At 73.2% G+C, this 13,560-nt stretch carries 13 protein-coding genes; 9 read left to right on the top strand and 4 right to left on the bottom strand.

Features of this window, described 5'->3' with window-relative positions:
* Positions 1–32: 32 nt before the first annotated feature.
* On the top strand, positions 33–836 hold the full coding sequence (locus OG440_RS36075) for a maleylpyruvate isomerase family mycothiol-dependent enzyme (RefSeq protein WP_406010960.1): 804 nt from the start codon (positions 33–35) through the stop codon (positions 834–836).
* A gap of 64 nt (positions 837–900) precedes the next feature.
* Here the strand turns inward: OG440_RS36075 and OG440_RS36070 are convergent, their stop codons facing one another.
* Entirely contained in the window at positions 901–2,082 is a 1,182-nt protein-coding gene (locus OG440_RS36070) for a hypothetical protein (protein ID WP_406010959.1), read from the bottom strand.
* A 140-nt stretch (positions 2,083–2,222) separates the two neighbouring features.
* Between OG440_RS36070 and OG440_RS36065 the strand changes: the two genes are divergently transcribed.
* From OG440_RS36065 to OG440_RS36050, 4 genes are all read left to right on the top strand, one after another.
* Positions 2,223–2,984, top strand: coding sequence for a ZIP family metal transporter (locus OG440_RS36065; protein WP_406010958.1), 762 nt, complete (start codon positions 2,223–2,225; stop codon positions 2,982–2,984).
* Positions 2,985–3,186: 202 nt separating this feature from the next.
* Positions 3,187–4,812, top strand: a complete 1,626-nt coding sequence (locus OG440_RS36060) for a PP2C family protein-serine/threonine phosphatase (protein ID WP_406010957.1) — start codon at positions 3,187–3,189, stop codon at positions 4,810–4,812.
* Positions 4,812–5,918, top strand: a complete 1,107-nt coding sequence (locus tag OG440_RS36055; RefSeq protein ID WP_406010956.1) for a B12-binding domain-containing protein — start codon at positions 4,812–4,814, stop codon at positions 5,916–5,918. The genes OG440_RS36060 and OG440_RS36055 overlap by 1 nt, the downstream gene beginning before the upstream one ends.
* Positions 5,915–6,301 (top strand): STAS domain-containing protein, encoded by a 387-nt coding sequence (locus OG440_RS36050; protein ID WP_406010955.1) that lies wholly within the window; start codon positions 5,915–5,917, stop codon positions 6,299–6,301. The genes OG440_RS36055 and OG440_RS36050 overlap by 4 nt, the downstream gene beginning before the upstream one ends.
* Before the next feature lie 46 nt (positions 6,302–6,347).
* Here OG440_RS36050 and OG440_RS36045 read toward each other — a convergent pair whose 3' ends face one another.
* The 3 genes from OG440_RS36045 to OG440_RS36035 form a co-directional block, all read right to left on the bottom strand.
* Positions 6,348–6,695, bottom strand: a complete 348-nt coding sequence (locus tag OG440_RS36045; RefSeq protein ID WP_406010954.1) for a PRC-barrel domain containing protein — start codon at positions 6,693–6,695, stop codon at positions 6,348–6,350.
* Positions 6,696–6,782: 87 nt separating this feature from the next.
* Positions 6,783–7,841: a dipeptidase gene (locus OG440_RS36040; protein WP_406011554.1), complete on the bottom strand. Its 1,059-nt coding sequence runs from the start codon at positions 7,839–7,841 to the stop codon at positions 6,783–6,785.
* A 5-nt stretch (positions 7,842–7,846) separates the two neighbouring features.
* Positions 7,847–9,235 carry an amidohydrolase family protein gene (locus tag OG440_RS36035; RefSeq protein WP_406010953.1) on the bottom strand — a complete coding sequence of 463 codons (1,389 nt, stop codon included), beginning with the start codon at positions 9,233–9,235 and terminating at the stop codon, positions 7,847–7,849.
* Positions 9,236–9,371: 136 nt separating this feature from the next.
* Between OG440_RS36035 and OG440_RS36030 the strand changes: the two genes are divergently transcribed.
* The 4 genes from OG440_RS36030 to OG440_RS36015 all read left to right on the top strand — a co-directional run bounded on the left by OG440_RS36030 (position 9,372) and on the right by OG440_RS36015 (position 13,414).
* Positions 9,372–10,142: an IclR family transcriptional regulator gene (locus tag OG440_RS36030; protein ID WP_406010952.1), complete on the top strand. Its 771-nt coding sequence runs from the start codon at positions 9,372–9,374 to the stop codon at positions 10,140–10,142.
* A complete protein-coding gene (locus tag OG440_RS36025; RefSeq protein ID WP_406010951.1) occupies positions 10,139–11,083 on the top strand; it encodes an ornithine cyclodeaminase family protein in 945 nt (314 codons plus the stop codon). Before OG440_RS36030 ends, OG440_RS36025 begins: the two co-directional genes overlap by 4 nt.
* 289 nt (positions 11,084–11,372) lie before the next feature.
* Entirely contained in the window at positions 11,373–11,807 is a 435-nt protein-coding gene (locus OG440_RS36020; protein WP_406010950.1) for a DUF485 domain-containing protein, read from the top strand.
* Positions 11,804–13,414, top strand: a complete 1,611-nt coding sequence (locus tag OG440_RS36015) for a cation acetate symporter (protein WP_406010949.1) — start codon at positions 11,804–11,806, stop codon at positions 13,412–13,414. Before OG440_RS36020 ends, OG440_RS36015 begins: the two co-directional genes overlap by 4 nt.
* Positions 13,415–13,560: the final 146 nt, after the last annotated feature.

Raw genomic sequence — 13,560 nt, 5'->3', positions numbered from 1 at the left:
CGGACTCGGTCCGTTCGTCCTACGGTGTCCGGGTGAATGACGTGAGCCACGACGCCTACTGCTCCGACATCAGCTCCCGGACCGACGAGTTGCGCGCCGCCGTGCGGCGCGCCCCGGCAGGCCCTGCGGGCACCCCCGTTCCCACCTGTCCCGGCTGGTCCCTCACCCAGCTCGCCCGGCATGTCGGAGGTACCCACCGCTGGGCGGCACGCATCGTCCGCACCCGGGCCGCCGGGCCGGTGCCGCACGACCTGGTCGACGACGTGTTCTCGCCCGGTCCCGAGACCCCCGCCGCTCTGGACGACTGGCTCGCCGACGGCGCCGCGGAGCTGATCGGTGCTCTGCTCGACGCCGGTCCGGACGCCCCGGTGTGGACGGTCGCCCCGGGCGGCACCGCCCGCTTCTGGGCCCGGCGGATGACCCACGAGACGACCCTGCACGCCGCCGACGCCGCCTTCGTCACGGGTGCGCCCTTCGCCGTGCGCGAGGATCTGGCCCGGGACGCCCTGGACGAGTGGATGGACTTCGGGTCGCTCCCCCGGGTCCTCGCGGCGGCGGGGCCGGACGCCCCGCCGCTCACCGGCCCGGGCCACACCCTGCACCTGCACGCGACGGACGTCCTTCATGCCGAGTGGCTGGTGGACCTCACGGAGGAGCCGATCACGTGGGGCCACACGCATGCGAAGGCGGCTGTGGCGGTACGCGCCCCGCTCACCGACCTCGTGCTGCTCCTGTACGGCCGCCGCACTCCGGCCGACGCGTCGCTCGAGGTGTTCGGGGACGGGGCCCTGCTGACCCTGTGGCTGGAACGGACCGGTTTCTGGCTCCGCAAGTAGCGCGGGCCGGTGCCGCACCCGGCCGCCTGTGGCGCCGGCGCATCGGAGCGGCGCGGGCGCCTGACTACGTGCCGCTGTTGCTGTTCGGCACCGGCGACGCGGCTTGTGCCGTGTCCGCCGCCTCGGGGGGCTCACCGGCGTCGGGGACCCCGGCCAGCCGCAGGGTCGCCCAGGCCGCCAGTCCCGCCAGGACGCCGAAGGTGAGGGCGGCCGGTACCCCGTTGCCCAGCTTCGAGAACAGGTACACCGGCCCCCACACGTCGACGGTGTCGTCGATCGCCATGTGCAGCACCTGACTCGCCAGCAGGCCCAGCACGGTGGCGCAGACCCCGCCCACCGCCATCACCGGCGCCGTGGTCCGGGTCAGCAGGCCGGGCAGCAGCCGCAGGGACCACCAGACAACGCCGAGCACGAGCACGTCGGCGGCCCGGTACAGCAGCCAGTCGCCGAGGGAGCCGGTCGCCGGGCCCGCCCACACCCCGAGCAGCAGCCACTCGCGCAGCAGGTCGCCGGGCTCGGACAGCAGGCCCCCGCCGCCGAACGACGTCTGGAGCCAGGCGGCCACCGACTGGTACGAGAGGACCACCACCGAGAACGCGACCACCCCGGTTCCGGCGCTCGCGGCCAGGCGGGCGGCGAGCGGCGGCACACTGCGCCGGGGCACCGGTTCCGTGCCCTTGACGGTGAGATGCGCGACGAGCACCGTGAGCAGGGCGGTCAGCAGTCCCGCGAACACGGCGACCGGTCCGCTCGACGCGATCACGCTCGCCAGTTGCGGCAGGACCCGGTAGCTGCCGCGGCCCCGGGACGCGATCAGCCACGGCGCGGAGACCGTCACGGCCAGCGTCGCGGCCACGGGACCCCAGGCCCACAGCGCGAGGAGCGTGGCGGGCGTACGGCGCCGCGTCGGCGGCAGCCTGCGGATCAGCGGCAACGCGCCTGCCAGGAAGAACACGAAGACGGCCACGAACCTGATCTGCATCGCGGTGCTGTACAGATCGGTGTAACGGGCGGCCGCGGACAAGTCCGTGCCCCCGCCCGCGGTCCCGTCGGACAGCGACCCGGTCGGAGGGTCGTACGACCAGGGTGCGAGCCATCGCCGGAGTTCGCTCACGGACTCGATGTCGAACACGCTCGTGGTGCCGCGCAGCCGGAGCGCCTGTTCGCTCGCCCCCGCCCACCAGAGCAACAGCGTGATCAGCAGGCCGCCGACCAGTGCCGGTATCACCGCGCGCCGGTATGTCATGGTGCCGTCCCCCGTCAGGATCCTCGATCGGTGAAGTTCCGATCAGCCGAAGCGTAGGGGGTGGTGATCGTCTGTCACATCCGCCGGTCGTATCCACCGGTCACCTGTTGATCGACAACCGGAGTGGGTACCGGGTCGGCATGGCTGAAGTGGTACAGGCTGGACTGTGGGGACTGGTGGCGGGCTCCGCGCTGTTGCTCGGCGCCGCGCTGGGATACGAGCTGCGGATACCGCAGAAGGTGATCGCGACCGTGATGGCCTTCGGGGCCGGGGTGCTGATCTCGGCGGTCTCCTTCGAGCTGGTCGGGGAGGCGTACGACGAGGCGGGGCTCGCTCCCACCGTCGTCGGCACCCTCATCGGCGCCCTTGCCTACACCGGGGGCAACGTATGGCTGGCCCGCCGGGGTGCCCGCCACCGCAAGCGGTCGGGGCACGCGCGGGCTCAGGCGCAGCCCTCGGAGGCCGAGCAGGGCGGGTCGGGGACCGCGCTCGCGCTCGGCGCCCTGCTCGACGGGGTGCCGGAGTCCGCGGTGATCGGCGTCAGCCTGCTCGACGGCGGCGCGGTCAGTCTGGTGACGGTGGCGGCGGTGTTCATCAGCAACGTGCCCGAGGGGCTGTCCAGTTCGGCGGGGATGAAGAAGGCCGGCCGGCACAAGGGGTACGTCTTCGGCCTCTGGGCGGCCATCGCGGCGGCCAGTACGGTGTCGGCCGTCCTCGGATACTCGGTGGTGGGTTCCTTCTCCCCCGCCGTGATCGCCGCGGTGACCGCGGTGGCGGCCGGGGCCATCCTCGCCATGATCGCCGACACCATGATCCCGGAAGCGTTCGAGGACGCCCATCTGGCCATCGGGCTGATCACCGTCAGCGGCTTCCTCGTCTCCTTCGCCCTCTCCCACGCCTGACCGCCGCGACGGGCGTGGTCGGTGGCCGGCACGCGGGTGCGTGGTGACGTCGTGGAGGACGGGACCGGGCGTTGCGCAGGTCCGGTGGATGCGAGATGGTTGCCTGACGGCAATTATTTCGATCGACAGAGAGGTGGTGGGGTACGCGCGATGCGTTCCCCCGCTTGTGACTCCTTCTCCAGGTACCACCGGCAGTTCACGTGTGGGCGTCGGCACGGCGTGGAGTGACGCTCCCTGTCCCGTGCTCGTCGTCGACCGCGGCGGGGACGTCGTCGGCACGAACGAAGCCGCGCGCAGCCTGCTCTTCGATCAGAGCCGGGAGAGTGTCCCGGCGCAAGGCCTCCCCCGCTGGCTCGCGGAGGCGCACAGCCGTCTGAGGACGACCGGAACACCGGCGGACGCCGTCTCGGGCGCGGTGGCCGGCCGTACGTTCGAAGCGCACCCCTCGCCCGAGGAGGGCGGGGACGTGGTGTGGTGGCTGGTGGAGAACACCGATCTCCGCCTGGCCGAGCAGGCGTTGCACGGCGAACGGGAGCGAGCCGCGCTGCTGGCGGAGATCTCCGGCGCGTTGTTGTCGTCGCTGAACGTGGATCGGTGCACGGAGGTGACGGCGCGCATGGCCGCCGATCATCTCGCGGACGCGGCGGTCATCGTCGCCCCCGCTCAGGGGCGCCGCCATGCGCTGACCTTCGCGCGGGCGGGCGGGGAAGTCAGCCAGATCATGGTGCCGATCGACGCGGGGTCGGTGCCAGGACTGACCGAAGCGCTCCAGGGTTTCCCGCCGGTCCCGACGCGGTGGATCGACCCGGAGGATCTCCCGGGCTGGGTGGTCCCACCGGGTTTCGACCGTTCGATCGGGTCGGTGATCGTCACTCCGCTGCCCGGGCACGGAATGCCGGCCGGGGTGCTGATCCTGCTGCGGTCCAGCACGCACCGCGCGTTCACGGACGGCGAGGAGGTCTTCGCCCGGCTGTTCGCCGCGCGGGCCGGAGCCGCGCTGTCGGCGGCGCGCCTGTACGCCGAGCAGGCGTCGATCACGGCCACGCTGCTGCGGGAGCTGCTGCCGCCGCGGCTGGAGCGCGTGCACGGTGTCGAATACGCCGGGACCTACCGCGCGTCGCAGGACCATGAGCGGGTCGGCGGGGACTTCTACGACGTGCACCCCGGTGCGGATCCCGCCGAGGAGACGTTCGTCATCCTGGGAGACGTGGCCGGCAAGGGGCTGGAAGCCGCCGTCCTGACCGGGAAGATCCGCAGCGTGCTGCACGCGCTGCTGCCCCTGTCCGGCGACCACCAGCAGGTGCTCGGCCTCCTCAACGGCGCGCTGCTCAACTCCCACCACACCCGGTTCGCGACGCTGGTGCTGGCCTCCGTGCGACGGCGCTCGCGGGAGGTGCTGCTGCGGCTGACCAGCGCCGGGCATCTGCCGCCGCTCATCGTCCGCGCTGACGGCCGGGTGGAGGAGGCCGCCACCGGCGGCACGCTCGTGGGAGCGCTGCCGGAGGTCCAGACGCGCAGCGTCGATGTGGTGCTGGCACCCGGCGAGACATGCCTGCTGTACACGGACGGCATCACCGAAGCCCGCGGCGGCCCGCTGGGCGAAGAGCTCTACGGCGAGGCGAGGCTGCGCGAAGCCCTGCGCGAGTGTGCGCGGATGCCCGCGGAGGCGGTGGTCGAGCGCGTGCAGATGCTGGCCGCGCAGTGGCTGGAGAGCGACCGCCATGACGACATGGCGACGCTCGCGATCACCAATCCTGTCGGCGGCGCCGGCGCGCCGCACCTCGTGGACGGGCTCGAGGGCCGCCATCCGCACCGGACGGGGCTGTGATGGCGGACGGCGGAGTCGACACGGCCCTGCGGGGGCTGTCGGATCGGTTGTGGACGGCGGTGATCGGCCGGGACGAGCCGGCCGCGCTGCGCCTGGTGGCCGCGGCGGCCGACGCGGGAGCCGACGGCGAGGCGCTGCTGCTGGACGTCGTCGCCGGCGTACAGCATCGCGTCGGCATGGAGTGGGCCGCCAACCGCATCAGCGTGGCCGAGGAGCACGCGGCCAGCGCCATCACCGACCGGGTCATCGCCGCGCTCGCCCACCGCCACCCCACGCCGCCGCCCGGCTCGCAGGGGCGGGGGCGGGTCACGGTGGCCTGTGTGGACGGCGAATGGCATGCCCTTCCCGCCCGGTTCCTGGCCGAACTCCTCTCCCTGCGCGGCTGGCGGGTGGACTTCCTCGGCGCCCACACACCCACCCCGCGGCTGATCGCGCACCTGCACCGGACGAACCCCGTCGCGGTGCTGCTGTCGGCCTCGATCCCCACCCATCTGCCCACCGCCCACCAGGCGGTCACCGCCGTGCAGTCCCTCGGCGTTCCCGTCATGGTCGGCGGCGCCGCCTTCGCCGCGGACGGCCGCTACGCCGGCCTCATCCAGGCCGACGCCTGGGCCCCCGACGCGCGCACCGCCGCGGACCTCCTGGCTCAGGGCCTGACCAGCCGTCTGGCGCGGCAGCGCCGGCAGGTCGACGACCTGCCCCATCTCGCCGATCAGGAATACACCTTCGTCAGACGGAGCCGTACCGTCCTGGTCCGGCAGTCCCTGGCCGCCATGGAGGACCGCTGGCCCGCCATGGGGTCCTACAGCACGGCGCAGCGCGAACGGACCGCCGAGGATCTCGCCCACATCGTGGACTTCCTGGCCACCGCTCTCTACGTCGACGACGGGGCCCTGTTCACGAGGTTCACCAGCTGGACCGCGGACATCCTCACCGCCCGCCGCGTGCCCGCCGCCGGCCTGGGCCTGGGGCTGGACATCCTGGCCGATCAGCTGCGCGACTACCCGCGTGCCCTCGGCTTCCTCAAGGCGGCCGCCGACACCCTGCCCGCCATGCCCACAGGTCCCGGCCCCGGTGCCGGCTCCGGCCAGGGAACCACCGCATGACCACGCGACTGCCGGCCGGGTTCTCGACGACCGTCCAGGCAGCCGACGCGCACGCGCTGCGCCTGGCAGTCCACGGATACCTCGACCACGACACCTGCGACGAGTTCGCCTCCACGGTGGCCACGCTGCTGGACGCGCACGCCGCACGGCACGGGCCGGCGCTGCGCCATCTGCATCTGGACTGGACGGATCTGACCGCGTTCGACTCCAGCGGACTGGCCGCCCTGCTCGGCCTGCGCCGCCGTACCCACCCCGCCGGCATCACCCTGCACCTGCATCACCGGCCGGCCCACTTCACCCGCCTGCTCGAAGTCACCGGCGTCATGGGCCACCTGACAGAGCGCGCGCGGGGCGCGGACTCCCCCGAAGCCGTGATCTCCTGAACAGCGAGCGGCCCCGCACCCCTCGAGGGGTACGGGGCCGCTGCGGTCAGTGCCCTGATCCGTGCCGTCCGCCGAGTTGGTCGCGGTGGCGCGGGTCGCCCAGGTAGGTGTCCGCGTCGAAGACGGGAGCCGACTTGGCCTGCGCCTTCGTGCGGGACAGCTGCACGATGCGGGCGTCGTGGTCGATGCCCAGGACGGCGCCCGACGGGAGCACCACGTCCTTGCCGAGGACCCACAGGCCGGTGTGCACCACCAGGAACCGCGGACCGAGGTCCCTGGAGTACTTGCTGACCTTGCCGACGTGCCCGTCCGTGGCGTCGACCTGGTATCCGGTCAGGTCGTCGTCCGGGGTGTGGCCGGCGGTCGGCACCTGGTGTGCGCGGTATTGGCTCACGATGTCCTCCCTGTCGTCCTGCTCCTGCTAGTGCCCGCTCAGGCGCGGGACAGACGTGCGGGAAACATCACGGCGCACGTCGCGGGACTACGTCGTCCACACGCGTCCGGCGTAGTCGACGAAGTTGCGTCCCATGATCTTCTCGATGCGGCCGGAGGAGTAGCCGCGCCGTTCCAGCAGCCGGATCAGCTCACGGAACTGGTCCACGCCCCGCAGGTCGACCACGAAGGGGTAGGTGTCCGCCCGTTCGCCGGCCGCGGAGACCCCGGCCTCCTGGCGCTGCGCCACGTGCTCGGCCAGCCGGGTCCGGTAGGCGTCGAGGTCGTCGATCGCGGTGACGGGGCCGTCGGTGCCGATGCCGACGTGGTCCTCGCCGCAGACGTCCACGGCGTGCACGATGTGCTCGACGACGTCGGCGGCGCGCGCGTGCCCGGTGGGGCTGAGGAACGGCATGAAGTAGATGCCGACGAAGCCGCCGCGCGAGGCCACCAGGCGCAGTTCCTCGTCGGTCTTGTTGCGGGGCAGGTCCGTGATGGCGCGGCACCCCGTGTGGTTGACGGACACGGGGACGCGGGAGTGCGTGGCCGCGTCCAGGCAGGTCCGCTCGCCGCTGTGCGAGAGGTCGACCATGAGGTGGTGGTCGTTGAGCGCGTCGACCACCTCGCGCCCGAACGCGGTCAGCCCCGTGCCGGACGGTGCCATCGAGCCGCCGCCGAGGTGGTTGGCCTGGTTGTAGGTCAACTGGACCACGCGCACGCCGCGTTCGGCGAAGGTGGCGACCCGGCCGACGTCGTCACCGACGGCCACCGCGTTCTGGAAACCGTAGATGACCCCGACCCGGCCGTCGCGGGCTGCCGTACGGATGTCCGCGACGCCGGTGACCTTCAGCAGGTCGTCCGGGTGCCGTTCGATGATGCCGTCCCAGACGTCGATCTCGTGCAGGGTGTGCTCGTAGGGCGGCAGGTCGCCCATCACATAGCCCAGGGTGATGTTGACGGCGGTCAGGCCGGAGGCTCGCGCGTCGGCCAGCGTCCGGGCGTCGACGGTGTACTGCTCACTGGCCGGGTTGAGGTCCGCGGCCGCGTCCATCGACTGCGGGGCGTTGGGGTTGTCGAGCTGTCCGAGCGCGTTGACGATCAGGGGCATGGCGGTCAACGGGTCTCCCGGGACGGGGTGGTGAGGTAGGCGGCGCGCGGGAAGCGGCGGCCTCGCTTGACGGTCAGGGTGATGGTCCGCAGGTGGTCGATGTCGGCCAGCGGGTCCTGCGCGAAGACCGCGAAGTCGGCCAGTTTGCCCGGCTCGACGCTGCCCGACAGGTGTGCGGTGCCGGCGCTGCGGGCGCCGACGAGCGTCGCGGAACGCAGCACGTCGCTGGTGGGGATGCCGCACCGCTTCACGAGGAAGGCGAGTTCCTCGTACAGGGCGGGGAACGGCTCGCCGGGAGCGGTCTCGTAGTCGGTGCCGGTGGCCAGCGCGACGCCGGCCCGGTGTGCCTGCGCCGTGAGGGCGACGGCCAACTCGGTCTGGCGGCGGGCGCGTTCGACGCTCTCCGGGTCGTCGCCCGCGAGCTCGTCGCTCGCCCACATGCCGGCGGTCGCGTCCAGGACGACGTCCTGCTCCCGCATCCGCGCGAAGAGCGCGTCGAGGCGGGCGTCCTCGCCGGTGACCAGGCTCTCGTGATCGACGGCCGGCTTGTCCTTGTAGCTGGTCAGCGGCTCCTTGGCGGCCTCGTGTGCCAGCAGGGTCACATGCGAGACGGTGTCCACGCCGGCCGCGACGACCTCGCCGGGCGTGGCGGGGAACACGGCCGCGTGCGCCCACACCGGGATGCCCTGCCGGTGCGCCTCGGCGGTGACGGCGGCGACCAGGCCTGCCTCCAGGTCGGCGTAGACCTTGATGGCGGACGCGTAGGTGCCCCGGGCCATGGCCACGGCCAGGGGCAGGTCGGTCGTGTCGGTGACGGCCTGCATCCAGGGCACGTGTCCGGGCACGGCTCCCTGCGTCACCTGGTGGGTGCGGGGGTCGTCGAAGAAGCCGGGGCCGGCCATGAGCGCCGCGTAGTGGATGTCCGGGGCGGCGATCTCGCCGACCAGTGCGGCCCGCGCGAGGTCGCCGACCTGACGCAGGTCGTCCGCCATGTCCCGGACGGCCGTGACCCCACTGTGGACGAGACGGCGCAGGATCGCCTCGGCCGCCGGGCGGTCGGGCGGCGTGGCGAGGTGCTGGTGCGCGTCGACGAGGCCGGGCGTGACGAACCGACCGGTGAGGTCGACGACTTCGGCCCCCTCGGCGAGGGCGGCCGCCGCGTCGGTCTCGTCCGCGACGGACCGGATCACGGAGCCGTCCACGACGATGGACACGGCGGGCCGGGGAGCCCTGCCGGTCCCGTCGAACAGCGTGAGGCCGCGGTAGACCACCACCTCGCCGGCTTCGGGCGGCGCGAAGGGACGCGCCCCTCCCGGACCCACGTCCGCCGTCCCGCAACGGTCGTCCGTCGCTTCGGAACGTTCGTCGGTCCCCTCGGAACTCTCGCCCGTCAAGGTCACACCACCTCGATCTGTTACGCTCTACGTAACAACTCTCTCGCCACACGAAACACGGGGTACCCTACCCCCGATCCCCGGCGCCGGACACGCCTCGCCGGGACGGTCTCTTCGTAGTCCGGGAAGGGTTTCGATGCCGCAGGCGACGCAGACGACGCGCACGGCCGTGGACAAGGCGCTGGACCTGGTCGAGGCCGTCGCCCGGGCTCCCCGGCCGCCCCGGCTGACCGATCTCGCCGACGAGGTGGGACTGCACCGGGCCACCGCCTACCGCGTCCTCGTCGACCTGGTCCGCCGCGGCTGGGTCCTGCGCGTGGACGACCGCTATCTGCCGGGCACGGCCGTCCTGCGCCTGTCGGCCCGGGCGGCCCACAACTCGCTGCCCTCGCTGGCCCGCCCGGTGCTGGAGGACCTCTCCACGCGCACCGGCATGATGGTCAACCTCCAGGTCTTGGAGAACGACGGCTCGCGGGTGGTGGACGTGATCCGCCCCGACCGGCTGGCGATGATCAGCACGCTGCGGGACGAGGCGCTGCCCGTCCACCGCTTCGCCGGCCCCCTGGCCCTGGTCGCCGCCCTGCCGCCGGAAGCGCGCGGCCCCTACCTCGACGTGGCCCGCAGGGCCGGACATCCCCTGGCCGGCGAGACGGGTCTGCTCGCAGACCTCGAACGGACCGAGGCCGACGGGTTCGCCGTCGAGCACGGCCGCAACGAGCAGTTCGTCGCCTCCCTGAGCCGCGCCGTCGTCCCGGTCCCCGGGGCGCCGGTGTGCGCCGTCACCGTGGTCGGCCCGGCCGCCGAGATCGACGAGGTCCGCCTGCGCCGGCTGCGGGAGGACCTCGCCTCGGCGGTGGACACCCTCCGCGCCCTGCTGTCCGGCCCGGGCCCGGCGAGCGGCGCGTGAACGACGTCCTCGTCCTCGACCGGGCGGCCACCGCGGCGGCTCTGGACCCGCGCGGCCTGATGGCCGCCGTCTCCGACGCGCTCGTCGCCGTGGCACGGGACGCGGTGTCCGCGCCGCCCCGGATAGCGGCCTTCGCGCCCGCCGGCCTGCTGGGCGCCATGCCCGGATACGTGCCGGGTCTCGGCCTCGCGGCGAAGCTCGTGTCCGTGTTCGCCGACCCCGCCCGCCCCGGACGCAGCACGCACCGGGGCATCGTGGCCTTCTTCGACCCCGAGGACGGCCGCCCCCTGGCCGTCATGGACGCCGAACCCGTGACGGCCTGGCGCACGGCGGCGGCCGCCACGCACAGTGCCCGGGCCCTGGCCCGGCCGGGGCCCGTCGTGGTCGTCGGCACCGGCGCCCAGGCCCGGGCCCAGGTCTGCCTCCTCGCCGCGCTCCGACCGGCCGAACCCGTCACCGTCGCGGGCCGCGACCCCGTGGCGGCCCGCGCGCTGGCCGCGCTGCACCCGGCCGGCCGCGCGACCGACCGCATCGAGGCCGCCGTGCGCGAGGCGGCCACCGTGTACTGCTGCACCGGCGCGACCCGCCCCGTCCTGCGCCGCGCATGGCTCGCCCCGGGCGCCCACGTCAGCTCGGTCGGCGGCTCCCACGGACCCGAACTCGACGACGACACCATCCGGGACGCCGCACTCTTCACGGAGTGGCACGGCGCCGCCACGACTCCCCCGCCTTCCGGCGCCCACGAGTTGCAGAGACTGCCCGACGACCGCCAAGTCCGCCTGCTCGGCTCCGTCCTGTGCGGCGAGTCCCCCGGCCGGACCTCCGCGCGTCAGCTCACCGTCTTCAAGTCCACCGGCCACGCCGCCCTGGACGTGGCCGCCGCGCACGTCGTCCACCGCACGGCGACCGGCCACGGTACGGACGGCCCGCCCAGCCCCTAGCGGGGCCTCACCGAGCACCCCAGGATGCTCACGCGGCTCTCCCGGTAGCCGTTCGAACGATTCGACCCGCGCCGTCCGCACAGCATCGCCGCGCCCTCCCACCACACGCGCCACTTCCACAACATCCGAGGTCAGAGCGCCACAGCGGCCCTCACCAGGGAGTTCACGGAAGTCTCTGCGCGCGGTCCGACACGCGCATAGCGTGCGGTCACCCGAACACACGCACCGCTGCCCCACGTTCGCGCGGTCCGCACCTCTTGGGGCCCACGACCCAGTAGGAGACCTTGGGATGTCCTCCGACAGCTCCGACTTATACCCGGCGCGGCACCGGCCCGCACGGCACGCCTCCCCCGCCGCGACCCCGCGGTGGGCCGCCCCGCACGACGGGACACCGCTGCCGGACCGTACCCGGCAGTGGACCGGCGGGCACCGCGACCTCCGCCGGCTGCGCCGGGCCTGCCGCTGGCAGCGGCGCGTCGCCACGTTCGCCGCGCTCGGCTACTTCGCCGTCTTCCTCACCCTCACCGTCCAAGCCCCCTCCGTCATGGCCCGCCTCGCACCGGGCGGCCTCCCCACCGGACTCCTCCTCGCCCTGGTGCAACTGCCCGTCACCTGGCTGGCCGTCCTTCTCTACGAGTTCACGGCGCGCCGGTACGTCGACCCGCTTGCCCGGCGTGTGCACCGCCGACCCGAGCCCGTCCCGGTCGAGGAGCCAGGGTCGTGACGGACTTCGACGGCTCCGCTCAGTCCTGGTCCCTGGTGGCGTTCTCCAGTGTCGTGGCCCTGACGCTCATGCTGTGCGTGCTCACCGGTCCCGACCGCGACGACCTCGCCGAGTTCTACACCGGCTACCGCTCGTTGTCCCCGCTGCGCAACGGCCTGGCCATCGCAGGCGACTACATCTCCGCCGCCACCGTCCTCACCATCGGCGGGGTCATCGCGCTGTGCGGCTACGACGGCGTCGTACTGGCCCTGAGCACCGTGCTGTCCCTGCTGCTCCTGATGGTCCTGCTGGCCGAACCCCTGCACCACACCGGCCGGTTCACCATGGCCGACGCGCTCGGCAGACGGCTGCCCGGCCGCGCGGTGCGCGTCACCGCGTGTGTGGTGACCCTCGCCTCGCTCGTCCCGATGATGGTCGTCCAGCTGGCCGGGGTGGGCCAGTTGCTGGCGTACGTGCTCGGATTCTCCGACGGCGCGATGCGGACGGGCTGCATCGTCGGAGCGGGCACCCTGATGATCAGCTACGCGGCCATCGGGGGCATGCGGGGCACCGCTCTGATCCAGATCCTCAAGACGGTGATCCTGCTCGGGTCCGGGCTGATCGTCGCCGGGCTCATCCTGCACACCTTCGGCTGGAGCCCCCGCACGCTGTTCCGGTCCGCGGCCCACGGCAGCGGCGCCGAGCAGAACTTCCTGCGCTACGGCCTCCAGTTCGCCGACGGGCCGCACCGCGGACTCGACATGGTGAGCACCCAGTGCGCCATCGTGCTGGGCGGCGCCTGTCTGCCGCACGTCACCATGCGGATGTACACCGCCGGCAGCGCCCCCCAGGTGCGGCGCGCGATGTCCTGGGCGATCTCGACGGTCACCCTGTTCATCGCCGTGATAACCGTCGTCGGCGTGGGCGCCACGGCGCTCATCGGGCGCGCGGGGGTCGCCGGAGCCGATCCCCGTGGCAACACCGCCTACCTGCTCGGTTCGCGAGCCGCGTTCGGGATGCATCTCTCCCGTCCGGAGAGCCTGCTGTTCGCCACCGTCACGACGGCGATCTTCCTGACCCTGCTGGCGTCCGTGGCCAGCATGACTCTGGCCTGCGCCAACTCCCTGGCCCACGACATCGCCGCCGCGCGCCCGAACGTCCCGCCGCTGCGTGAGATGGCCCTCGCGCGGCTGGCCGCCCTGGCCGTGGGCCTCCCGGTGATCCTGCTCGCCGTCCTCGCCCAGCACCGCAGCCTCCAGCCGCTGGCCACCGTCTCCTTCTGCCTCGGCGCGTCGGCCATCGCCCCCGCCCTGGTCTACAGCCTCTTCTGGCGTCGCTTCACCCGCGCCGGCCTGCTGTGCACGCTCATCGGCGGATCGGTCAGCGTCCTCGTCCTGATGACCGGCACCAACCTCGTCTCCGGCTCTCCCGGATCGGCGTTCCCGGAAGTCGACTTCAACTGGTTCCCCTTCACGACCACGGCTCTCGTCTCGGTACCGGCGGGCTTCCTCTGCGGCCTGCTCGGCACCGTCCTGTCCGGCAGGAAGGCGACCGCACGCGAGCGGGAACGCTACGCCTCCCTCGAGCCCGTCCTCCTGGCGGGACCGCCACGTCCCAGGAGCCGCTGACCCGCCCGGCCTCGCGCGACGCGGCGAAGGGCAGGCACGGCCGTGTCCCCGAGCCGAGCATGATCGTTACTCCCGTTGCCGAACGGCCACCGCCCGGTGCGCTCATCGGCGTCCACTCATGTCCTGCGCGTCTCGACCGAGGCGCG

It is taken from the genome of Streptomyces sp. NBC_00637 (genome assembly GCF_045161545.1).
In the GTDB taxonomy this organism is placed as follows: Bacteria; Actinomycetota; Actinomycetes; order Streptomycetales; family Streptomycetaceae; genus Streptomyces.
This window is presented reverse-complemented; position numbering and strand designations above follow the sequence as displayed.